Origin of the sequence: Pseudomonas costantinii, from assembly GCF_001870435.1 — a bacterium.
Taxonomy (GTDB): Bacteria; Pseudomonadota; Gammaproteobacteria; order Pseudomonadales; family Pseudomonadaceae; genus Aquipseudomonas; species Aquipseudomonas costantinii.
On sequence record NZ_MDDR01000014.1, the window covers coordinates 6,315 to 31,473 of the forward strand.

Annotated in this window: 2 protein-coding genes; both read right to left on the bottom strand. The window is 63.7% G+C overall.

Going from position 1 to position 25,159, the window contains the following annotated elements; all coding sequences use genetic code 11:
• Window positions 1-513: 513 nt before the first annotated feature.
• On the bottom strand, window positions 514-11,838 hold the full coding sequence (locus tag BFL40_RS07975; protein WP_071483450.1) for a non-ribosomal peptide synthetase: 11,325 nt from the start codon (window positions 11,836-11,838) through the stop codon (window positions 514-516).
• Window positions 11,835-24,746, bottom strand: coding sequence for a non-ribosomal peptide synthetase (locus BFL40_RS07980; RefSeq protein WP_071483451.1), 12,912 nt, complete (start codon window positions 24,744-24,746; stop codon window positions 11,835-11,837). The genes BFL40_RS07975 and BFL40_RS07980 overlap by 4 nt, the downstream gene beginning before the upstream one ends.
• Between the last annotated feature and the right edge of the window lie 413 nt (window positions 24,747-25,159).

The following is a 25,159-nucleotide window of genomic DNA, read 5'->3' on the forward strand; positions in this document are numbered from 1 at the left end:
GGCCCAGCGCGGCTAACCCGGCGTCCTGCCGGGTTACCCACGGATTCAAGCCTGCGTGCGGCCAGCGTGGTTTAACGGGGCGCCTGAGATCAAAATCAAAAGCAAAAGCACGGCGGCCTGAAAGCCGACCTGAGTGGTGTGGATCAAAAGCGCTTTTTCCTTCCTCCCCCCGCCGTCCGTAGCAGCTGTCGAGCGCCAGCGAGGCTGCGTGCTTTTGATCTGGCTTTTGATCGTGATCTGCGGGCCCCGTTAACCACGATGGCCGCAAGTAGGCACGGTGGAGCGGGTAAACCGGCAAGGATGCCGGTTTAGCCGCGCTGGGCCAGGGATGGCCCATCGCGGCGACCCGCGCAGCCGTGCCGGAGTGCGGGCATGCCGAGCCTAGGCGAGGCACCGAGTGGTGGGGCAAAGACCTTTTGGTTACTTTTGGGTCTTTCCAAAAGTGACCCGCTGTAAGAGCGGAACCATATTCAGCCGTTACCGCAGCAACGGATATGTACCCCGTCACAGACCTCACGAAACCACCTCCCCAACCCCAACCCCTGCCAACCACCACCCAGCCAACCCAAACACATTCGGCGCTTTAAGCAGGGTGAAGTGATTCCCAGAGCCGTACCAAACCTCCAACCCACTCCCCTGCCCCCGCCACCCCTCAACCATCAACCCCTGCTCCCGCTGATTCCCCGCCGCATCCAACGCCGGATCCTCAGCCAACACCAACCGCACCACACCGCTGTACCGCCGCACCGGCCGATACACCGTGCGCAACGCCGCCGCATACGTCCGCGCCGGCCCCTCCATCGCATCCACCGAAGCACGCCCCGGCAACAAACCCACCCCCACCATCCCGGCATGCAAAGCCTGTCGCTGCGTCACCTCATCCCACCCGGCAAACTCACCGCGATCAATCCCCAGCGACTTCCCAGCCGACAACTGCATGGCCTCAATCAACCGCAACAACGCCGCCGTCGTCGTATAAGGCCGCCCAACAACACCGGGCGACTCACTATCAATCACCGTCAACGACGCCACTTCACGACCGATAGCCTGCAACCGCACAGCCATCTCCAACGCCACCCAGCCGCCAAACGAATGGCCAACCAAATGCACCGGCCCAACCGGACACTCCTGCTCCAGCGCCGCCAGATAACACTGCGCCGCCGCCTCCACCTGGCTGTGCGGCACCGCCTCACCGTCCAACCCTCGCGGCTGCAAACCAAACAGCGGCCAATCACGCCCCAGCGCTTCACTCAACCCCACAAACCCGGTGACGCTATCCCCCGCCCCCGGCACACAGAACACCGGCGCATACCCCGCCCGCCCACTCTGAATGCGCAGCAATGGTTGATGAACCGCCTCCGCCTCCGGCACACCCACCGCCAGCGCTTCAGCCATCGCGCGGCCCAAGGCCTGGATATGCGGCGCCTGCATCATGCTTTGGTGATCCCCCGGCACGTCCACCTGACGCAATTGCCCAGGCGCCAAGGCGTCCTCCCAGCCCAACGAAATACTGCGTCGCGACAGCTCGGTCGGGCGCTCCAAGGCGCTGAACACATGCACCGCAATCGGCAGCGGGAACAGGCTATAGTGCGCCAGCGCATGCCCATGCCCCACTTCCCGTTCGATGAAACTCAAAATATCCGCATCCGCAGCCGCTGCCATTTGCGCGTATAGCAGACCTTCATCGCGACAGCGTTGCAGCAGACCCGCAAAGTCCAGCGATCCAATCTCTGCGTCCAACTGTTCAAGGTTCGCCAGCTCATCCACACCTCCCTGTGCTTTCCAATACGCCGTGCACTGCAACAGTAAATGCCGCTTGAAGGCATCCGGTCCGGTCCAGCGCGCCTTGCCTTGGTCGGTCATGCGCGGCACGTAGCTGTCGATCAAGCCGAGAAACGCTACCGCCTCATCCAACCCCAGCAATTGCATCGCCACTTCATAGGCCAGCACGCCGCCAAACGACCAACCCGCGACCCGGTAAGGGCCATGGGGTTGAAGGCTGCGAATCAGCCCGACCATACGTGCCGCCAAGCCTTCCATCGTGTTCAACTGCGACTCGCCAAACGCCAAACCCGGCAGGCCATAGATCGGATAGTCACCGGGCAGGTGCTGGCCCAGCGCCGGGAAATACACATCCATGCCGCTGAATTCGTGGACCAGGAACAACGGCGGCTGCGAGCCTGCGCTACGCACTGTGATCACCGCGTTATCGCGCACCGGTTCGTCCGTGCGCTGGCGCAGCATCGCAGCGACAGAGGCCACGCTGGCGTGCTGGAACAACTCAGCCAGGGAAACCGCAAGCCCCGCCTCCTCCATCAGGTTGACCAGTCGAATCGCCAGCAATGAATGCCCACCCAACTCGAAGAAACTGTCATGCCGACCGACCTGCTCCAGCTTCAGCACCTGCGCCCACAGTTGCGCCAGGGTCTGTTCCAGGTCATCCGTCGGCGCTTCAAAGTCGCGGCTGATCAAGGACGCCAGCACCGGTACCGGCAAGGCTTTGCGATCCACCTTGCCATTGGCCGTCAGCGGTAAATGCGCCAGCGGCACATAGGCCGAGGGCACCATGTAGTCCGGCAACTGACCTTGCAGATGGGCACGCACGCTGTCGATGCCGACGGGGTCGGCCGCCCAAGTGAAATAGGCCACCAGGCGCTTGTCACCCGGCACATCCTCGCGGGCCAACACCACCACATCCTGGATGTCGGCAAAGGTCGCCAGGCGCGCTTCGATCTCACCCAGTTCAATGCGGAAACCACGAATCTTCACTTGGTCATCGTTGCGCCCGATGCACTCCAACAGGCCGTCCGCCGTCAGGCGTCCGAGGTCGCCGGTGCGGTACATCAGGAAGCCTTCGTTGAACGGATCGGACACAAACTTTTCAGCGCTCAGCTCAGGCCGATTCAAATAGCCCTTGGCCACCCCGTCACCACCAATGCAGATCTCACCGGTCACACCCAACGGCACCGGTTGCAACTGCGCATCCAGCACGTGGATTTGCGTGTTGGAAATCGGCCGCCCGACGGGCACGCTTTCGGCGTTATCTGCAATCGCGCGCACTTCATAGGTGGTGGCGTAAGTGGTGGTTTCCGTCGGCCCGTAGCAATGCACCAGGCGCAAGGCAGGCGCTTGAGCCAACAGGCTACGGAACGCCGCCGGGTCGGCACGCTCACCGCCGCACAACAAGATGCGCAAGCCGGCCAGGGCGTCCGGAATCATCTGCACGTACTGGTTGAACAGCGCCGTGGTGACGAACAGCACCGTCGCGCCACCCAACGCCACCCCGAACGCCGCCGGGTCGAGCAAGGTGCTGTGGTCGATCACCTGCACCTGGCCGCCATTAAGCAACGGCCCCCACACGTCCATGGTGCTGGCATCGAACGCCGGGTTGGAGGCGAAGGCCACGCGGTCGCTGGCATTGAAGTCGGCGTAGCCGTTGTTGAGTACCAGGCGCGTGATACCGCGATGGGGCACCAATACGCCTTTCGGCGTACCGGTGGAGCCGGAGGTGTACATGATGTACGCCACACTGTCCGATGCCTGCGAGAAGTCTGGGTTGTGGCTCGGTTGCGGGTCGAAGGCCAGGGTGTCCAGGTCCAGACGGCGGGCCGGGTAGTCGACGGATGTTTCGCTACGGGTCAGCAGCCATACCGCGCCGCTGTCCTGCACCATAAAGCCCTGGCGTTCGGCCGGAGCGTTGATATCCAGCGGCACATAGGCCGCGGCGCATTTGAGGACGGCAAGTTGGCTGACCAGCAAATCGACAGAGCGCGGCAGCAGGATCGCCACGTTATCGCCGGGCTGCACGCCCGAGCCCAACAGATGATGGGCCAGGCGGTTGGCGCGGGCGTTCAGTTCACCGTAACTCAACACCTGATCGCCGTGCAGCACCGCCAGCGCTCTAGGTCGCGCCTGGGCCTGGGCTTCGAACAAACGCTGCACCGTGTGTTCACGGGGGAACACGCGGGTGGTGGCGTTGAAGTCCACCAGTTGTTGGCGCTCGGCGACGGGCAGGATCGGCAGGCGGCTGATAGGGATATCGGTGTTCTGCTCCAGCGCCTGCACCACCTGTTCAAGCGCAATGTGCAGGTAGTCGCACAATCGCCGGGCACCCGGCCCCAAGGCTTTCAGGCTGAAACCTTCGCCCTGGTCATCCACACTCAACGACAGCCCGAAGTTGGTGTGTTCCTCGGCCTTGAGCAATTGGATACCTTGCCACGCCTCGGCCACGCCCCCAGCTTGGGGTGCGCTGTGGCGATAGTTAAACAGTACGCTGAACAACGGCGTCGTCACCGGCACCCCGCTGCAACGCTGGGCCAACGCCAAAGGCGCATGTTCATGGCTGAGCAGTTGGGTGAGGCGTGCGTGGGTGGCGCGCAGCGCGGTACGCACTGAGTGTTCACCCAAATCGACCCGCAGCGGCAAGGTGTTGATAAACACCCCCATCGCCCGCTCAGCACCTTCACCACCTTGCAGGCGGCCGAGCATCACGGTGCCGAACACCACCTGTTCGCGGCCGCTGACCTTGCCCAGCACATGCGCCCAGGCCAGGTGCATCAGGCTGGCGGCACTGACGCCCGACTGGCGGGCCTGGGTACGCAGGCGCTGGCTCAACGGAAGGTCAATCGTCAGTTGAACGGTTTCATCGACGCCCAGGTTTTCGACGGTGGTTGGCTCATCGACCTCACCCAGCATTTCGCGGAAAAACGCCTCGTGATCATCGACGCCCAATCGCGTCTGGGCCACGTAATTGCGGTACGGCACCGCCGCGCCCAACGTGTCTTGAGCCCCCAGCAGGTAGGCCTGCATTTCGTGCTGCAGGATTTCCAGGGCGATGTGGTCCATCACCAAGTGGTGGAACAACAACGTGGCAACCACACGCTGCGGCTCCTGGGTATAGACCAGACGCATCAGCGGGGCTTGCGTCAGGTCCAGGCGCTGCGGCAACGGTCCGGTTTCGACACTCAACGAGGCTTCACGCCAAACCACTTGCACGGGTTCTTCCAGGCCGTCCCAGTGGAAGGATGAACGCAGCACGTCATGCCGCCGGATCACCGCTTGTAACGCTTGGGCAAAGGCCTCCAAGCGCACCATGCTGTCGAAGGCAAACTGCGCCTGAAGCACATACGCGTCGCCGTCCTGCACCGCGCGATGGTGATAGAGAATGCCCGCCTGCAACGGCGCCAGCGGGTAGATGTCTTGAACATTGGCCACACCGCCTGGGATGCAGGCGATGACACGCTCGATAGCTGGCGGGTCCAACGGGATCAGCGGCAGCATGTCCGGGGTGATATGCGCGCAATCGGCTGCAATGCCATTCACCGGCACCTTCACTTCGCGACCACCGCCCAACGCCGCCGCCAAGGCGGACAGTGTCGGCTGGCCAAACAGCGCCTTCACATCCGCCGACAACCCAAGGCTGCGTATGCGGCCCATCAAGCTGACCGCCAACAACGAGTGCCCACCCAATTCGAAGAAGTTATCGTGACGGCCCACACGCTGCACATTCAACAACTCAGCCCACACGCTGGCCAAGGCAATTTCCGTATCACCCTGCGGTGCTTCGTACTCGCGCACCACCACCGAATCCAGGCCCGGTTCTGGCAGTGCCTTACGGTCAAGCTTGCCGTTGGGGCTCAGCGGGAACGCCTCAAGATGAACGAAAATCGCCGGCACCATAAACTCAGGCAGGTGCTGCAACAGATAAGTGCGCAGTGCCTCGATTTCGCTGTGAACCCCGGTGTAATAGGCGACCAGACGATTCTCGCGCGCCACCACCGCGGCCTCATTGACCGACGGGTACTCGGTCAATCGGGCCTGGATCTCGCCCAACTCAATCCGCAAGCCACGGATCTTCACCTGGTCGTCATTGCGTCCCAGGTACTCGATATTGCCGTCCGGCAAGTAGCGCCCAACATCACCGGTGCGGTACATCCGCCCAGCGGTGAATGGGTCCTCGAGGAAGCGCTCGGCCGTCAGCTCAGGACGGTTCAGATAACCTCGCGCCACTTGCACCCCGCCGATAAACAACTCGCCCACCACCCCCAGCGGCACCGGCTGCAACTGTGCGTCCAGCAGGTACATGCGGGTGTTGGCGATAGGCTTGCCGATCGGCGTGTTGTCAGGCGTCAGCGGGCCTGCGCAGTTCCACGCCGTCACATCAACGGCCGCTTCGGTCGGGCCATACAAGTTATACAATTGACTGCCCGGCAACTGTTGCTTGAAGCGTCGTACCAGGCTGCCCGGCAAGGCTTCACCGCTGCACATCACCCGCACCAATCCAGCGGCCTGGCTCACATCGCCATGGGCCAGAAACACGTCGAGCATCGAGGGCACAAAGTGCAGCGTGGTCACCGCTTCAGACTCAATCACCTCACACAGATACTCAGGGTCTTTATGACCACCAGGCCGCGCCATCACCAGCCGCGCGCCGGTAAACAACGGCCAGAAGAATTCCCACACCGACACGTCGAAGCTGAACGGGGTTTTCTGCAACACCGTATCGTTGGCCGTCAGCGCATATTCGTCCTGCATCCACAGCAGGCGATTGACCACCCCGGCGTGCTCGTTGATCACGCCTTTAGGCTGGCCGGTGGAACCGGAGGTGTAGATCACATAGGCGCTCACGCCCTGTATGGCAGGGTTGTCGACCGGCTGGTGCTGCCATGTCGGAAGGTCCAGATCGACCACCGGCACGTCGCCCAGCAGCCCACGCGTGGCGCCTTGGGCCAGCACCACCAGCGGCGCACTGTCTTGCAGCATGTAGGCGATACGCTCCAGCGGATACGCCGGGTCCAGCGGCACATAGGCGGCGCCGGCCTTGAGGATCGCGTACAGGCCGACCACCATCTCCAGGCCACGTTCGACGCAGATCGCCACCCGTGAATTGGGCTGTACGCCAAGTGCCAGCAGGTGATGGGCGAGCCGGTTGGCGCGCGCATTCAGCTCGGCATACGTCAGTTGCAGCTCGCCCGCCTTGAGCGCAATCGCATTCGGCGTGCGCGCCACCTGCCCTTCGAACATCCCGTGCAGGGTCTGGTCGAAGTTGTAATCCACTGCCGTGGCGTTGAAGTCGAACAGCAGATGCTGACGCTCACGCTCATCCACCAAGGGTGTGTGTTCCAGCACCGCCTGATCGTTATCGACCATGGCCTGCAACACCCGGGTGAAGTAGCCGACATAGCGCTGCATCGTCGACTGATCAAACAGCGCCACCGCATATTCCAGCGCGCCGAGAATGCTGCCCTGCACTTCGCCCAGGTTCAGCGACAGGTCGAACTTGGCAAAGTGGCTGTTCTCTACAATGCCTTCCAATGCCAGATCGCCCAAGGCCAGGGTCGGTGCGCTGCTGTCCTGCCAGGTCAGCAAGGTTTGAAACACCGGGCTATGGGCCAGGCTGCGCACCGGCCGGGTGATTTCCACTACCTGCTCGAACGGCAGGTCCTGATGGGCCTGGGCCGCCAGCGTCAGGGCCTTGACCCGCGCCAGCAGCGCCTCGCTGCTCAGCTCGCCCGAGGTGTCGATGCGCACCGCCAAGGTGTTGACGAACAGGCCGATCAGCCCTTCCACTTCACTGCGGGTGCGGTTGGCCACCGGCGAGCCGATCACCAGATCCTGCTGCCCGGACAGTCGCGCCAGCAGCGAAGCCCAGGCGCTCATCAGTGTCATGTACAGCGTGGTGCCGTGGCGCTGGCTCAGCGCCTTGAGCCCGGCGGTGAGGCGCTCATCCAGGCGCACCTCAACGCTGCTGCCGGCATAGTCCTGCTGCGCCGGGCGCGGACGGTCGGTGGGCAACGTGAGCAAAGCCGGCGCACCGGCCAGCGCCTGCTGCCAATAGCTACTTTGGCGGTGCAACACTTCACCGCTCAGCCACAAACGCTGCCACACCGCGAAGTCACCGTACTGGATCGTAAGCGGCGGCAACGGGTCGGGTTGGCCATGGCTGAAGGCTTGGTACAGCGCCATCAGTTCGCGGGTCAACACGCCCATCGACCAACCATCGGAGACGATATGGTGCAGGGTCAGCAACAGCACATGGTGATCGTCGGCCATGACCACCAAACGCCCACGTAGCAGCGGGCCGCGCTCCAGGTCGAATGGCGCCGAGGCTTCGCCGTGGATCAACGCATCCAGCGCCTGTTGAGGCTGTGGGTGGCGGCGCAGGTCCTGCACTTGCAGCGGCAGCACCTCTTCAGCGGGCTGGATCAACACCTGGGCGTCGTCGCCATGCTGGGCGAAGCGACTGCGCAGGGTCTCATGCCGCGCGACGATACGCGCCAGCGCCCGTTGCAGCGCCTCGACATGCAACTGTCCGCGCAGGCGCAGGCCAATAGGAATGTTGTAGGCGGTGTTGGCGCCTTCCATCAGCGCCAGGAACCACAGGCGCTGCTGGGCGAACGACAGCGGCACCTCTTCATCGCGATTGGCCGGGAGAATGTCCGGCATCGTGCTGCGACCCGCCTGGGCCAGGACGTCGGCGACCGCTGCGAGTTCAGCGTTGGCAAACAAGTCGCCCAGTACCAACTCAACACCCAGGCGCTGACGCACCTGCGACACCATGCGCATCGCCAGCAGCGAGTGCCCGCCCAGTTCAAAGAAATGGTCATGACGCCCCACGCGCGGCACATGCAGCACATCGGCCCAGATCTGCGCCAGCACGCTTTCGATCTCGCCCTGAGGCGCGGCGTACTCGCGGGTAAACACCGCGGCCAGGTCCGGCGCGGGCAAGGCCTTGCGGTCGAGTTTACCGTTGGCGGTCAGCGGTAACGCCTCGAGCTTTACGTAGGCGACCGGGACCATGTAGTCCGGCAGACGCGCCACCAGATGCGCACGAACATCGCCGACGGCCAGCGGATCGAGCTGTGGCTGCTCGGTGAAATACGCCACCAGCCGGTCATCACGGACCAGCACCACCGCTTCCTGAATGCCGGGCAACCGGTTGAGTTGGGTTTCGATTTCGCCCAACTCGATGCGCATGCCACGGATCTTCACCTGATCATCATTGCGCCCCAGGTATTCAATATTGCCGTCCGGCAACCAGCGCGCCAGGTCGCCGGTGCGGTACATCCGCCCGTGGTTGAACGGGTCTTGCAGGAAGCGTTCGGCGGTCAGATCCGGGCGGTTCAGGTAACCGCGCGCCACACCCTTGCCGCCGACATACAACTCACCCGCCACACCCAACGGCACCGGTCGTTGCTGTTCATCCAGCAGGTACACCGTGGCATTCGCAATGGGTTTGCCGATATGCAACGGCTGGCCCACCTCGACTTTGCCGGAGGTCGCGACCACCGTGGCCTCGGTGGGACCGTAGTTGTTGATCAGTTCAAAACGCTGCGCACGTGCGAACTGGCGTAGGCGATCACCGCCGATCAGCAGGGTACGCAACGTGGGGTGTTCGATCTGTTGGCTGAACGCGTATTCAGCCACCGGCGTCGCCAGGAAGCACACATCCAGAGGCTGCGCGCACCACCAGGCCAGCAGCGCGTCGATATCTTCATTGCCGTCATTGGCAGGCGGCAGGTGCAAGGTCGCACCGACACACAACGCCGGCCACACTTCCCAGGCCATCGCGTCAAAACCGAAACCGGCGACGCTGGCGGTATGGCGCCCGGCACACAGGTCAAACGCGCGGCAATGCCAGTCCACCAGGTTGGCCACGGTGTGGTGTTCCACCATCACGCCTTTGGGCAGGCCAGTGGAGCCGGAGGTGTAGATCACATACGCGAGGTTCGACGGGGTGACGGCAACCGTGGGGTTGCTCGCCGAATGGTGCTGCCAGGTGAAGCGATCCAGGTCGATCACCGGCACGTCGAGTTCGGGCAGGCGCTCCAGCAGCGAGTGTTGGGTCAGCACCGCCACCGGCGCGCTGTCGGTCAGCAGGTAGCTCAGGCGCTCGGCCGGGTGGGACGGGTCCACCGGCACGTAGCAGGCGCCAGCCTTGAGGATCGCCAGCAAACCGGCCAGGGTGTCCAGGCCACGGCGGGCGACGATGGCCACGCGGTCATCCGGTTTCACACCCAGCGCCAGCAGGTGATGGGCCAGCAGGTTGGCTTGCTGGTTCAGCTCGGCGTAGGTCAGTTGCCGACCCTGCTGCTCGGCAGCGATGGCATCGGGCGTGAGCACGACCTGGGCTTCGATGCGCGCGTGCAGCGTGGTGCCTTGGGGAAAATCGGCCTGGGTGGCGTTGAACTGCTCCAGGAGCATTTTTTGTTCAGCAGCCGGCACCACCGACACCTGGTTAAGCGCGGTATGCGGTGCGTGCTCCAGCGCCGTCACCAGGTTTTCCAGCGCGGTGTGCAAGTAAGCACAGACGCGCTGCGGATCCACCTGCGTGCTGGCCAGCAGGCTCAGGCCGAAGCCTTCGCCGAGGTCATCGACACTCAAGGTCAGCGGGTAGTTGGTGCGTTCTTCAGCGCTGAGCGCCGCGATGCCTTGCCAGGCCGACACGGCCTCGGCGCTGGCGGCGGGTGCGCTGTGGCGGTAGTTGAGCAAGGCGCTGAACAGCGGCGTCGGCGCAACCACGCCACTGCACCGTTGGGCCAGGGCTAATGCGGCGTGTTCATGGCGCAGCAAGGTGGTCAACCGCGCATGAGTGGCCTTGACCCCGGCGCGTACATCGTTGCTGTCGACGTCCACGCGAAACGGCAAGGTGTTGATGAAGATGCCGAGCGCCCGATCGGTGTCATGGCTGCCCTGCATACGCCCCATCAATACGGTGCCGAACACCACGTGTTGCTTGCCTGCCAATACACCCAATACCTGCGCCCAGCCCATATGGAACAGGCTGGCGGCACTCACACTCAGTTGCCGGGCCTGCGCGCGCAGTCGGTGCCCCAATTGCGCCGCCAGCGGCAGGCTGACCTCGGCAATCCCCCGGGCATCGCCCTGCACATCCTGCAAACCAAACGGCAAGGTCGGTTCGTTGATATCACCCAGCATCTGACGGAAGAAGCTTTCGTGTTCCTGTTCGCTGATCCCCAGCCGCGCCTGCGCCACATAGTTGCGAAACGGCACCGCCTGGCCCAACGCCGCGCCCTGCCCCATCAGGCACGCCTGCATTTCATGGCACACCACTTCCAGTGCGCTGTGGTCGAGGGCCATATGGTGGAACAACAAGGTCGCGACGATTCGCTGATTGACCGGGTCTTCGGCGCGCACCAGGCGTAGCAGCGGCGCCTGGGTCACGTCCAGCCGATAGTGGCGAGCATCGAACAGCGTGTGAAGTTGCGCGGCGATATCACCGTCGGCCGGGTCCAGCGCCAGGGCTTGTACCGGCAGGCGTGCCTGGCGCCAGACCACTTGCGACGGCTCTTGCAGGCCGTCCCAGACTACGCCGGTGCGCAGGATGTCATGGCGGTCCATCACGGCTTGCAACGCCTGGGCAAACGCCTCGAAGCGCTCCAGGCTGTCGAAAGCAAACTGCGACTGCATCACGTACGGGTCACCCTGCTCGGCGCTGACGTGGTGGAACAGAATGCCTTCCTGCAACGGCGCCAGCGGGTAGATATCCTGGATGTTCGCCACACCGCCGTCGACGGTGGCGACGATGCGCTCGATCTCATCCTGGCTCAGCGTCGACAGGGTCAGCATGGCGGGCGTGATGCGCTCGGCGCCGGCCGGAATGCCATTGGCCGGCACGTCCACGTCACCGGCCTTGGTCGCCGAGTATTCGCCGGCCTTGATCAACTCGGTCAAGGCCGGTTTGTGCTCACGCAACGCAGCAAGAATCGCCGGATCGCTCAAGGCTTGTTTGTTGCCCTGCACCGACAACTGCTCACCCTTGAGCGCCAGTTGGATGCCCTTGGTTTTCAGCGTCGCCAGCAGTTCGAGGATGCTCACAGGACAATCTCCATTTGTTCAATCATTGCGGCGTAACCGGCCAGGGTCGGCTGTTCGAATAACGCCCGCACATCAGCTTCCATGCCTTCCTGGCGCAAGCGCCCGATCAAGCTCACGGCCAGCAGCGAGTGCCCGCCCAGTTCAAAGAAATTGTCATGGCGCCCTACCCGTTCCACGTTGAGCAGTTCGGCCCAGAGCTGGGCGAGGAGGATTTCGGTGTCACCTTGCGGCGCCTCGTACTCGCGCACGATCAGCGCCTCCATACCCGGTGTGGGCAAGGCCTTGCGATCGAGTTTGCCGTTGGGGCTCAACGGCAGCGCGTCGAGGTGCACGAACAGCGCGGGCACCATGAAGTCAGGCAAGTGTTGCAGCAGGTGGGCGCGCAGGTGTTCGATGTCGGTTTGCACGCCGGTGTAATAGGCGACCAGCCGGTCTTCGCGGGCCGCCACGGCGGCTTCGTTGACCTGCGGATGCTCAAGCAGCCGCGCCTGGATTTCACCCAACTCGATACGCAGGCCACGGATTTTCACCTGGTCATCGTTGCGACCCAGGTATTCGATATTGCCGTCGGGCAGGTAGCGGCCGACGTCACCGGTACGGTACATCCGGCCTTCAGTAAACGGGTCCTTGAGGAAGCGTTCGGCGGTCAGCTCAGGACGATTCAGATACCCCCGCGCCACTTGCACGCCGCCGATAAACAGCTCGCCGACCACACCCAACGGTACCGGCTGCAACTGCCCATCCAGCAGGTACATGCGGGTGTTGGCAATCGGCTTGCCGATCGGCGTGTTGTCCGGCACGTCGGGGCGCGCGCAGTTCCACGCCGTCACGTCCACCGCCGCCTCCGTCGGGCCATACAGGTTGTACAGGCCGATCCCCGGCAGTTGCTGCTTGAAGCGTCGCACCAGGCTGCCCGGCAGGGCTTCGCCGCTGCACATCACCCGTTGCAAACCCGCCGCTTGGCTGACATCGCCATGGGCCAGGAACACGTCAAGCATCGACGGCACAAAGTGCAGCGTGGTGATCTGTTCCGCGTCGATGACTTCGCACAGGTACTCAGGTTCCTTGTGCCCGCCAGGGCGCGCCATCACCAGGCGTGCACCGGTAAACAGCGGCCAGAAGAACTCCCACACCGACACGTCGAAGCTGAACGGGGTTTTCTGCAACACTGCGTCATGGGCCTTGAGGCCATAGGCGTCCTGCATCCACAGCAGGCGGTTGACCACCCCGGCGTGTTCGTTGATCACGCCTTTGGGTTGCCCGGTGGAACCCGAGGTGTAGATCACATAGGCCTGGTGCTGCGCGGTCAGGCCCGGTACTTGAGGGTTACTCGCGGGCTGGTGTTGCCAGGTGTTGTGGTCCAGGTCGATCACCGGCACGTCGCCCAGCAACTCACGCGTCGCGCCTTGAGCCAGCACCACCACCGGCGCGCTGTCTTGCAGCATGTAGGCAATTCGTTCCAGCGGGTAAGCCGGATCCAGTGGCACATAACCGCCACCCGCCTTGAGGATGGCGAACAGGCCGATGACCATGTCCAGGCTACGTTCGACGCAGATCCCCACGCGCGCATCCGGTTGTACGCCGAGTTCGCGCAGGTGATGGGCCAGGCGGTTGGCGTGCTCGTTCAGTTGCTGGTAGGTGAGGTGTTGATCACCCGACTTCACTGCCACGGCTTCCGGCGTGCGGGCCACCTGGGCTTCGAACATCCCGTGCAGGGTCTGGTCGAGGTTGTAGTTCACCGCGGTCGAGTTGAACGCCACCAGCAATTTCTGCCGTTCCTCGCGCCCCAGGATCGGCAGGCGATTGAGCGCGTGGTGCGGCGCCTGCTCCAGGGCTTCGACCAGCCCAGACAAGGCAGTCTGCATGTAGCCGCAGACCCGCTGCGCGTCGACTTGCGCCAGGGCCGCCACGTCGTAGCCATCGCCCAAATCATCCACGTTCAACGTCAATGGGTAGTTGGTGCGCCCGTCATTGACCAGGGTCTGCATGCCTTCCCAGGCTTGTTGCGCTTCTTGCGAGCGAGTGGCAGTGCCACGATGGCGATAATTGAGCATCGAGCTGAACAGTGGCGCCGGCGCCACCACCCCGCTGCAACGCTGGGCCAGAGCCAGGGAGGCGTGTTCATGCCCGAGCAAGGCGGTGAGTCGCGCATGGGTGGCACGCACCGCGGCGCGTACCCCTTGCGCATCGATATCCAAGCGTAGCGGCAAGGTATTGATAAACACCCCAAGGGCCCGGTCGGCCCCCTCGCCGCCCTGCATACGACCCACCAGCACGGTGCCGAACACCACGCTGTGCCTGCCCGACGTGGCCGCCAGCACTTGGCCCCAGGCCAGGTGAAACAGGCTGGCTGTGCTCACACCGAGCAAACGTGCCTGGGCACGCAGGCGGCGGTTCAAGTCACTGTCCAGCCGCAGGGTGTGTTCTTCGATCGCGTTGCCGTCGCCGCGCACATCCTGCAAACCGAACGGCAAGGTGGGTTCATCCACATCGCCGAGCATGCCACGGAAGAAGGCTTCGTGCTCCTGCTCACTCACGCCCAAACGGGCCTGGGCCACGTAGTTGCGATACGGCATTGGGGCCGCCGTTGGGGCCGCGTGGCCCAGCAAATGGCCCTGCATTTCGCGCAGTACCACATCGAAGGCCGTGTGATCGAGAGCGATATGGTGATAGAGCAACACCACCACCACGCGCTCGTTGGCTGGGTCCTTGGCATACATCAGGCGGATCAGCGGAGCCTGGCTGATGTCCAGGCGATAGCGCCGCGCGTCAAAACGCTCGTGCAGGCCCGCCAACACATCACCTTGCAGGTGCAGCTCCTGCACCGTCAGGCAAGCATTGCGCCACACCACTTGCAGTGGTTGCGCCAGGCCTTCCCAGACCACGCCGGTGCGCAGGATGTCATGCCGGTTGATCACCTGTTGCAGCGCCTGGGCGAAGGCGTTCAGGCGCTCGACACTGTCGAAGGCCAGGTGCGATTGCAGCAGGTACGGGTCGCCCTGCTCGGCGCTGATGTAGTGGTAGAGAATGCCTTCCTGCAACGGTGCCAGCGGGTAAATATCCTGCACATTCGCAGCGCCGCCAGGCACACGGCTGACGGCTTGGTCGATCGTCGATTGGTCGAGGTCAACCAAAGGCAACATGTCCGGGGTGATCCGCACGCAATCCGCTGCGATACGGTTGGCCGGCACCTGCACCTCGCGGCCACTGCCCACAGCCCCGGCCAGCGCGGCCAGGGTTGGCTGGCTGAACAACACCCGCACATCGGCGCTGAGGCCAACTTGGCGCATGCGTTCGATCAAGCTGACGGCCAGTAACGAATGGCCGCCCAGTTCGAAGAAGTGGTCATGTCGCCCCACTTGCTCAACCTGCAACACCTCGGCCCAGAGGCGGGCCAGGGTGGTTTCCACCTCGCCTTGGGGTGCTTCATAGTCGCGGCTCAGCAACGCGGCTTGATCGGGTTCCGGCAGAGCCTTACGGTCCAGCTTGCCATTGGCAGTCAGGGGCAGTGCGTCGAGTTTCACGTAGGCGACCGGCACCAACGCCTCGGGTAGCTGCTGTTGCAGGTGCTCACGCAGGGTTTCGATCGCCAGCGGGCGCTGTTCGGTGAACCAGGCAACCAAACGGCCATCGCGCACCAGCACCACGGCTTCGCTGACACCGTCGAGGGCAGCCAGGCGGCTTTCGATCTCGCCCAGTTCAACGCGCACGCCGCGCACTTTGACCTGGTCATCGTTACGGCCCAGGTACTCGATATTGCCGTCGGGCAGCCAGCGCGCCAGGTCGCCGGTGCGGTACATGCGGCCGTCGTTGAACGGGTCTTGCAGGAAGCGTTCGGCGGTCAAGTCCGGACGGTTCAAGTAACCCCGCGCCACGCCACTGCCGCCCACGTACAGCTCACCGGCCACCCCCACCGGCACCGGCCGCAACTGCGCATCCAGCAAATAAGCCGTGGCATTGGCGATTGGGCGGCCGATATGCAGCGCCTGCCCGGCCCGCACACGGCCGGAGGTGGCGACCACCGTGGCTTCGGTGGGGCCGTAGTTGTTGATCACAGCAAAGCGCCGCTCCTGGGTGAACTGGCGCAGGCGATCACCGCCGATCAGCAGGATGCGCAGGGTCGGATGTTGCAGGTTCTGGCTGAACGCGTATTCGGCCACCGGCGTCGGCAGGAAGCTCACGTCCAGCGGCTGCGCCAGCCACCAGGCCAGCAGTTCGTCGATGTTTTCATTGCCGACATTGGCGGGCGGCAGGTGCAGGGTGGCGCCCACGCACAGCGCCGGCCACACCTCCCAGGCCATGGCGTCGAACCCGAAGCCCGCGACGCTGCTGGTGTGGCTGCGGGCATCCAGGCCGAAGGCTTCGCAATGCCAGTGCACCAGGTTTTCCACGGTGCGGTGTTCCACCATCACACCTTTGGGTTGGCCGGTGGAGCCGGAGGTGTAGATCACATAAGCCAGGTGCGCCGGGGTCAAGTGGGCGAGCTGAGGGTTGCTGACGGCATGCTGCTGCCAGCCGAGGTCGTGCAGGTCTACGGCCGCGACCGCACCCAACAGGTCGCGCGTGCTGGCCTCGGCCAACACGGCCACTGGCGCGCTGTCCTGCAACAGGTACGCGATACGCTCGGCGGGGTAAGCCGGGTCGATGGGCACATAACCCGCGCCCGCTTTGAGAATGCCCAGCAGCCCCACCAGCATTTGCGGGCCGCGACGGCAGCAGATCGCCACGCGGTCGTCCGGCTGCACACCGAGTTCCAGCAGGTGGTGGGCCAACTGGTTGGCGCGTCTGTTGAGTTGCTGATACGTCAGGCTCTCGCCGTCTTGCTGCACGGCAATCGCATGAGGTTGGCGCTCGGCCTGGACTTCAAACGCAGCGTGCAGGGTATGGCCTGTCGGAAAATCCGAGGCGGTCGCGTTGAATTCACGCAGCAAGGTGTCGCGCTCCGCCGTCGGCAGAATGTGCAGTAGATTGAGCGCAGTGCTGGGTGCACTTTCCAATGTGCCAACCAGTTGCTCCACGGCGTTATGCATGTAGCCACACAAGCGCTGGGCGCCGATCTGCGGCAGTGCCAGCACGCTCAGGCCAAAGCCTGCACCCAAGTCATCAACACTCAAGGTCAGCGGGTAGTTGCTGCGTTCTTCACCGCCCAGCAGTTGCACGCCTTCCCAGATACCGTGACCGTCGCGGGCCATTTCCTCGGGGGTGCTGTGACGGAAATTGAGCAAGGCGCTGAACAGCGGCACTGAAGTCGCGACACCGCTGCAACGCTGGGCGAGTGCCAGGGACGCATGCTCGTGACCGAGCAATGCACTCAAGCGCGCGTGGGTCGCCTTGACCGCAACCGCCGCGCTGGCCGCCACGTCGACCCGCAGCGGCAAGGTGTTGATGAACATCCCCAACGCGCGGTCCGCACCGTCACCGGCTTGCATACGGCCCATCAATACGGTGCCGAACACCACATCGTCACGCCCGGACACCAGCCCCAGTACCTGCGCCCAAGCGAGGTGCATCAGGCTGGCCGCGCTGACGCCCAGAAGACGCGCCTGCTCACGTACCCGCAGCGCGAGTGCTGCGTCCAGAGGTTGCTCGGCCTCTTCGATTTCACGCCCATCGCCCTGCACATCCTGCACGCCAAACGGCAAGGTCGGCTCATCCACATCCGCCAGCATGGCGCGGAAGAACTGCTCATGTTCCGCCACGCTGACACCCAGTCGCGCCTGGGCCACGTAGTTACGGAACGGCGCCGCTTCGGGCAAGGCATCTGCCTGGTTGAACAGGAACGCACGCATCTCCTGGCCAACCACTTCCATGGCCGTATGGTCCAGCGCCAGGTGATGGAACAGCAGGATCGCCGCGACCCGATTATTGACCGGGTCCTGGGCGTAGACCATGCGCAGCAGCGGCGCCTGGGTGATATCCAGACGGTAGTGGCGGGCGTCGAACCGCGCATGCAGTTGTTCGATGATGCCGCCGTCAACCGGGTCCAGGGCGACTTCCTGCACCACTAATTGGGCTTCGCGCCAGACCACTTGCACCGGGCTGTCCAAGCCTTCCCAGACCACGCCGGTGCGCAGGATGTCGTGACGGGCCACCACCTGTTGCAACGCCCCCATGAAACCGTGCAAACGCTCGAGGCTGTCAAACGCCATGCGCGATTGCAGCAGGTACGGATCGCCCTGCTCGGCACTGATATGGTGATAAAGAATGCCTTCCTGCAACGGCGCCAGCGGGTAGATGTCCTGCACATTCGCCGCACCGCCGGGGACGGTGGCAACGATTCGCTCGATAGCAACTGGGTCGAGCTGCACCAGGGTCAGCATCGACGGGGTAATGTGCTTGCACCCTACTGGAATGCCATTGGCCGGCACCACGACTTCACGTCCGCTACCAACCGCCGCCGCCAGCGCCGCCAGGCTCGGTTGGCTGAATAGCACGCGCACATCGGCGCTCAGGCCAACCTGGCGCATGCGTTCGATCAAGCTGACCGCCAGCAACGAATGCCCGCCCAGCTCAAAGAAATGATCGTGGCGACCTACGCGCTCGAGCTTGAGCACGTCCTGCCAGATCTGCGCCAGCTGGGTCTCAACCTCACCCTCCGGCGCTTCATAGCCACGGCTTAGCAGCGCACTCTGATCCGGCACCGGCAGGCCCTTGCGGTCAAGTTTGCCGTTGGCGGTGAGTGGCAACAGCTCCAGCCAGACATAGGCCGACGGCACCATGTAGTCCGGCAACTGGCCTTGCAGATGGGCCCGTAGCGCTTCGATTTCCAGCGGTGCGCCTGCCGTGTAATAGGCGACCAAGCGTTTATCACCGGGCTGGTCTTCGCGAGCCAGCACCACGGCATCTTTCACACCTGGGAAGGCGACCAGGCAGGTTTCGATCTCGCCGGGTTCGATGCGAAAACCACGAATCTTCACTTGCAGGTCATTACGCCCCTGGTACAGCAACGTGCCGTCGGCTTGCCAGCAAGCCAGGTCGCCGGTGCAGTACAGCAGCCCGTCGCCAAAGGGGTTCGGGATGAATTTTTCGGCGGTCAGTTGCGGCTGGTTCAAGTAACCCTTCGCCACGCCCGCGCCACCGATGTACAGCTCACCGACCACGCCCAACGGCACCGGCAACTGGCGCGCATTCAGTACATAAGCCTGGGCATTCGCGATCGGCCGACCAATCGGGATACCGCCCTCGCCCGGCGTGGTGATTTCAAAAGTGGTGGAGAACGTGGTCGCTTCGGTCGGCCCGTAGCCGTTCAACAGATGCTGAGGTTTGCCGTGTGTGAGCACCCGGCCGATCACCAACGGGTCGAGTACATCGCCGCCCACAATCAGGTAACGCAACTGGCGGAACACCGGCATCAGCGCATCGGCGTATTGGTGGAACAGGCCTGCGGTCATCCACAACACGCTGACGGCCTGCTCCTGCAACAGCGAGGTAAACGCCGCCTGCGAGAGCAGCACCGCATGCTCGACCACCACCACGCAACCACCATTGAGCAACGGTGCCCACACGTCGAGGGTGCTGGCGTCGAAGGCCGGGTTTGAGGCGAAGGCCACGCGGTCGCGCTCGTTGAAATCGGCATAACCGTTATTGAGCACCAGGCGCGAGATCGCGCGGTGCGGCACTTGCACGCCCTTGGGTGCGCCGGTGGAACCGGAGGTGTACATGATGTACGCCACGCTTTCCGAGGACTGAACCAGGTCGAGGTTGCGCGGGGACATCGCATCAAGATTCAGGTCGGCCAGGGTATTCAGCACCCGGTCTGCGCCGCTGTCCTGCACCATGAACGCCTGGCGTTCCAATGGCGCGTTGACGTCCAGCGGCACATACACCGCCGCACATTTGAGGACCGCCAGTTGGCAAACCAGCAGATCGAGGGAGCGTGGCAGTGCAATCGCCACGCTTTCGCCCGGCTGCACGCCTTGGTTGATCAGGTGATGGGCCAGACGGTTGGCGCGACGATTGAGGTCGCGGTAACTCAAGGACAACGCGCCATGCACCGCCGCCACGGCTTCGGGACGAGCCAGCGCCTGAGCTTCGAACACTTGGTGAACGGTGAGCTGCGACGGGTATTCGCGGGCAGTGGCGTTAAAATCCACCAGCAGTTGGTGACGCTCGGCAGGCGGCAGAATCGAAACAGCCTGCAATGGCGTGGTCGGTGCCTGTTGCAGCGCGCTCACCAAGTGGCGCAGCGCGGTGAGCATGTAGTCGCCCACACGCTGCACATCCAGCGTGGCCACGCCTTGCACGGTGAGCGCAAAACCTGTGCCCAGGTCATCCACGTTCAGCACCAGCGGGTAGTTGCTGCGTTCTTCTGAACTGAGAATCTGGATGCCGGAAGCGGCAAACGGGCTGTCTCCCGGCGCGTCACCCGGCGCGCTGTGACGGTAATTAAGCAGTGTGCTGAACAACGGCAGCGAACCCGACACACCACTGCAACGCTGGGCCAGGGACAACGAGGCATGTTCATGCCCGAGCAACTGCGCCAGGCGCGCATGGGTAGCCCGCACCCCGGCCTGTACGCCGACAGCGTTGAGGCTGACCCGCAGCGGCAAGGTGTTGATAAACATCCCCAGCGCACGGTCGGCGCCCTCACCGCCTTGCATCCGGCCCAGCAACACAGTGCCGAATACCACGTCTTGCTGGCCGGAGACCTGGCTCAACACTTGCGCCCAGGCCAAGTGCACCAGGCTGGCGGTGCTTACGCCCAGTTGCCGCGCCTGTTCGCGCAGGCCCAGGCTGAGTGCCATCTCCAATGGCAGGTGGGCTTCGACGATGCCGCTGCCGTCGCCATTCACGTCCTGTAAACCGAAGGCCAGGGTCGGCTCATCGATATCGCCGAGCATCTCGCTGAAAAAGGCTTCGTGCTGCGCCTGCGTAACGCCGAGTCGCGCCTGGGCCACGTAGTTGCGGTAAGGCACCGCGTCCGGCAGTTGCGCGCTGTTACCTGCCAGGCTGGCGCTCATTTCTTCCACCAGCACGTGCAAAGCGGTGTGGTCGAGCAGGATATGGTGCAGCAGCAGAATGCCGACGTAGCGGCCCTGCTCCTGGGCATAGCCAAAATGCATCAGCGAAGCACGGGACAGGTCGAGGCGATAGTGACGTGGGTCGAAGCGTTGTTGCAGTTGCACCAGGGCATCGGCGCCCTGGGTTTCAATACGTTCAATGGCCAGTGGTGCCTGGCGCAAGACCACCTGTACCGGTTCATCCAGGCCTTCCCAGAAGATGCCGGTGCGCAGGATGGAATGGCGCTCGATCACGTCGTGCAGCGCGCGGATAAAAGCGTCCACCGCCGCTTGGTCGGCGAAACTGAACTGCACCTGCAACACGTAGGGGTCGCCCTCGGTGGTTGCCAGGTGGTGGTAAAGAATACCCGCCTGCAACGGTGCCAGACCGTAGATGTCCTGCACATTGCGGATGCCGCCGGGCACGCTATTGAGGATGTGGTCGATGGCGGTTTGGTCCAGATCGACCAGAGGCAGCATGTCAGGCGTGATTGTTTGGCTGGTTTCTTCAATCAGGTTTTTTGGAACCTGCACCTCTTTCTGCCCACCCACAGCCGCAGCCAGTGCGGCCAGGGTTGGCTGGCCGAACAACACCCGCACATCGGCGCTGAGGTCCACTTGGCGCATGCGTTCGATCAGCTTGACTGCCAGCAGGGAATGGCCACCCAGTTCGAAGAAATTATCGTCGCGGCCAACCCGGTCGAGCTTCAACAGCTCCTGCCAGATGCCGGCGATGGCAGTTTCCACCGCACCTTGCGGGGCTTCGTAGCCACGCCGCACCAACGCATCGGCATCCGGTGCGGGCAAGGCCTTGCGGTCGAGTTTGCCGTTGGTGGTCAGCGGGAACTTATCCAGCAGCACGAAGGCGCTGGGCACCATGTATTCAGCCAGGCTCAGCAGCAGGTGATCACGCAGTTCGGCGGCGCCGAGTTCACGCTCGGCAATCACGTAAGCCACCAGGCGCTTATCACCCGGCTGGTCTTCACGGGCAATCACCACCGCGTCACGCACGCCTTCGGCGGTGGCCAGGCGCGCTTCGATTTCACCCAGTTCGATACGGAAACCACGGATCTTCACCTGGTCGTCGTTGCGCCCCAGGTACTCGACGCTGCCATCGGCCAACAGGCGCCCGAGGTCACCGGTCTTGTACATGCGCAGGCCGGTGGCCGGGTCGGCCAGGAAGCGCTCGGCGTTGAGTGCGTCACGGTTCAGGTAACCACGCGCCACACCGGCGCCCCCCACATACAACTCACCGACCACGCCCAACGGCAGCGGCTCGCGGTGTTCGTCCAGCACGTACAGTTGCAGGTCGGGAATGCGCCCGCCAATCGGGCTGACGCCCACCCGCTGTGCATCCGCGGCCTCCAGTGCGCGATAGGTCACGTGCACGGTGGTTTCGGTGATGCCGTACATGTTGACCAGTTGCGTCCCGGCATTGATCGCGCGGACGTACCACGGCTTGAGCATGCCCGGTTCCAGGGCTTCGCCGCCGAAAATCACCTGGCGCAGGGAATGCGCCTGGGGGCTCTGCCCCTGGGCGGCGATCAACTGGCGGAACGCGCTGGGCGTTTGGTTGAGAATGCTCACCTCCGCTTCGCAGAGCAGCGCGTAGCACTCCTGCGGCGAGCGGCTGACCAACTGCGGCACGATCAGCAACTGGCCGCCGTGCATCAACGCGCCCCAGATTTCCCACACGGAGAAGTCGAAGGCGAAGGAATGGAACAACGCCCACACGTCGTTGCTGTTGAAGCCAAACCAGTGCTGGGTCGCTGTGAACAACCGCGCGACCTGGCGGTGTTCGATCATCACGCCTTTGGGCAGGCCGGTTGAGCCGGAGGTGTAAATCACATAGGCCAGGTTGGCCGGGCTCAAATTGACGCGTGGGTTGATGATGGACTCTTGGCGCAGGCTATTGAGGTCAATCTGCGGCAGGTCGCCGACCAGGTGGCGAGTGTTGGCCTGTACCAGCACGGCCAGCGGCTCGCTGTCGGCCAGGGTGTAGGCGATGCGTTCCAGCGGGTAAGCGGGGTCGATCGGCACGTAACCGGCGCCGGCCTTGAGGATGCCCAGCAGGCCAATGATCATCTCCGGGCCACGCTCTACACAGATCGCCACGCGATCATCGGCGCGCACACCTTGAGCAAGCAGGCGGTGGGCGACCTGGTTGGCGCGTTCGTTGAGTTGGCGGTAGGTGAGACGCTGGTTGTCGAAGCGCAGGGCGATGGCGTCAGGTTGGGCGGCGGCGTGGGTTTCGACTTGATGGTGGATCAGTGCGGTGTCGTCATAGTGCGTGGTGCTTTGGTTCAAACTGTGCAGCAGGTGGTGACGTTCGGCATCGGGCAGGATATTCAGGCCGCTCAGCGGCATATCCGGTCGTTGCTCAAGGGCGTCGGCCAGGCTTTCCAGGGCGGTATGCAGGTAGCCGGCAACGCGCTGTGCGCCGATGGACGCGTCGACCATCAGCGTCAGCGCAAAGTCTTCACCCAGGTCATCGATGTTGACCGTCAGCGGGTAGTTGGTGCGCTCCTCGGCGCCCAACACCTGGATGCCTTCGGCGACGTCGATCACCTTGGCCATATCGGCAGCCGCGCTGTGGCGGTAGTTGAGCATCGCACTGAACAACGGGGTTGGCGCGGCGACACCACTGCAACGCTGGGCCAGGGCCAAGGAAGCATGCTCGTGATTAAGCAACGTGGTCAGACGCGCGTGGGTCGCCTTGACCTCGGCGCGCACGCCCTGCGCGCCCACATCCACCCGCAACGGCAAGGTGTTGATGAACATGCCCAAGGCCCGCTCACCGCCCTCGCCCGCCCCCATGCGGCCTAACATCACGGTGCCGAACACCACCGACTCGCGACCGGACACCACGCCCAATACACGAGCCAGGGCCAGGTGCATCATGCTCGCCACGCTCACCCCCAGCGGTCGTGCCAAGGTGCGCAAGCGGCGGCTCAACGTGCTGTCGACGGGGATACGCGCCTCGTCAATGCCCTGGCCATCGCCCTGTACGTCCTGCAACCCGAACGGCAAGGTCGGCTCATCGATGTCCGCCAACATCTCGCGGAAAAACGCCTCATGCGCCTGCTCGCTGACGCCGTGGCGCACTTGCGCGATATAGCTGCGAAACCCTACCGGCTCACCGGCCTGGGCTTGCTTGCCCGCCAGGTACAGCTGGATTTCATGGCGCACCACATCAAGCGCGGTATGGTCGAGGATGGTGTGGTGGAACAGCAACATCGCCACCACACGCTGGTTGGCCGGGTCATCGGCAAACACCAGACGCAGCAGCGGCGCCTGGCCCAGGTCCATGCGGTAGGTGCGCGCGTCATAACGGGCTTGCAGTTGGGCCAGGGCATCGCCGCCGTCGACGTGCACGGCTTCGCACACCAGCGTCGCCTTGCGCCACACCACTTGCAGCGGCTCGTCTAGGCGCTCCCAGGCCATGGAGGTACGCAGAATATCGTGGCGGTCGATCACCCATTGCAGCGCTTCGGTAAACGCTTCGAGGCGCGCGCGGCTGTCGAACACAAACTGCGCGTGCAGCACGTAGGGATCGCCCTGTTCGGCCGAAAGATGGTGGTAGAGCATGCCTTCCTGGAGCGGCGCCAGGGGGTAAATGTCCTGCACATTCGCCGCACCGCCGGGGATGGCGGCGACGATGCGGTCGATGGCCGGCTGGTCGAGGCTGACCAGGGGCAGCATGTCCGGGGTGATGCGGTAGGCAGGGCTCAGCCAGTCACCGCCATGCTCGGCGACCAGCTCAAGCAGCCGGGGTTTGTGGGCGATCAGTTGATCCCACACTGCGTCATCCAGCGCTTCGTCATCGCCCAGAATGATCAGGTCGCCTTCTTCCAGTTGCAGACGGATCGCATGGGTGGAGATCGCTGCCAATAATTCACTGAACTGCATGGGGGAACCTGCCTGATGAGTCACGGTTGAAGAGAAAGTCCGTTTTCAGCTGCCGCTTGGATCGGGTGTGCTGGGTGCGCTGGAAAAAATAGCGCGCACAGCCGGGGGCCAGGAGAGGCTTCCGGCAGGGTTGGAAAATTAAGGGATTTGGGGGGTGGGGGGTGACATGGGAAGCGGGGACAAGCGGGGTCTTGGATGGTTCCCTTTTGTGTGTGTATATCCGTTTTTTGGGTGACGGCTGCTTATGGTTTCGCCCTTACGGCGACTCACTTTGGAAAAGCCGGAATGCCGGCCCAGCCCAAAGTAAGCAAAGGGCTCTTGCCCCACCACTCGGCACCTCGCCTAGGCTCGGTGTGCCCGCACTCCGGCACGGCTGCGCGGGTCGCCGCGATGGGCCATCCCTGGCCCAGCGC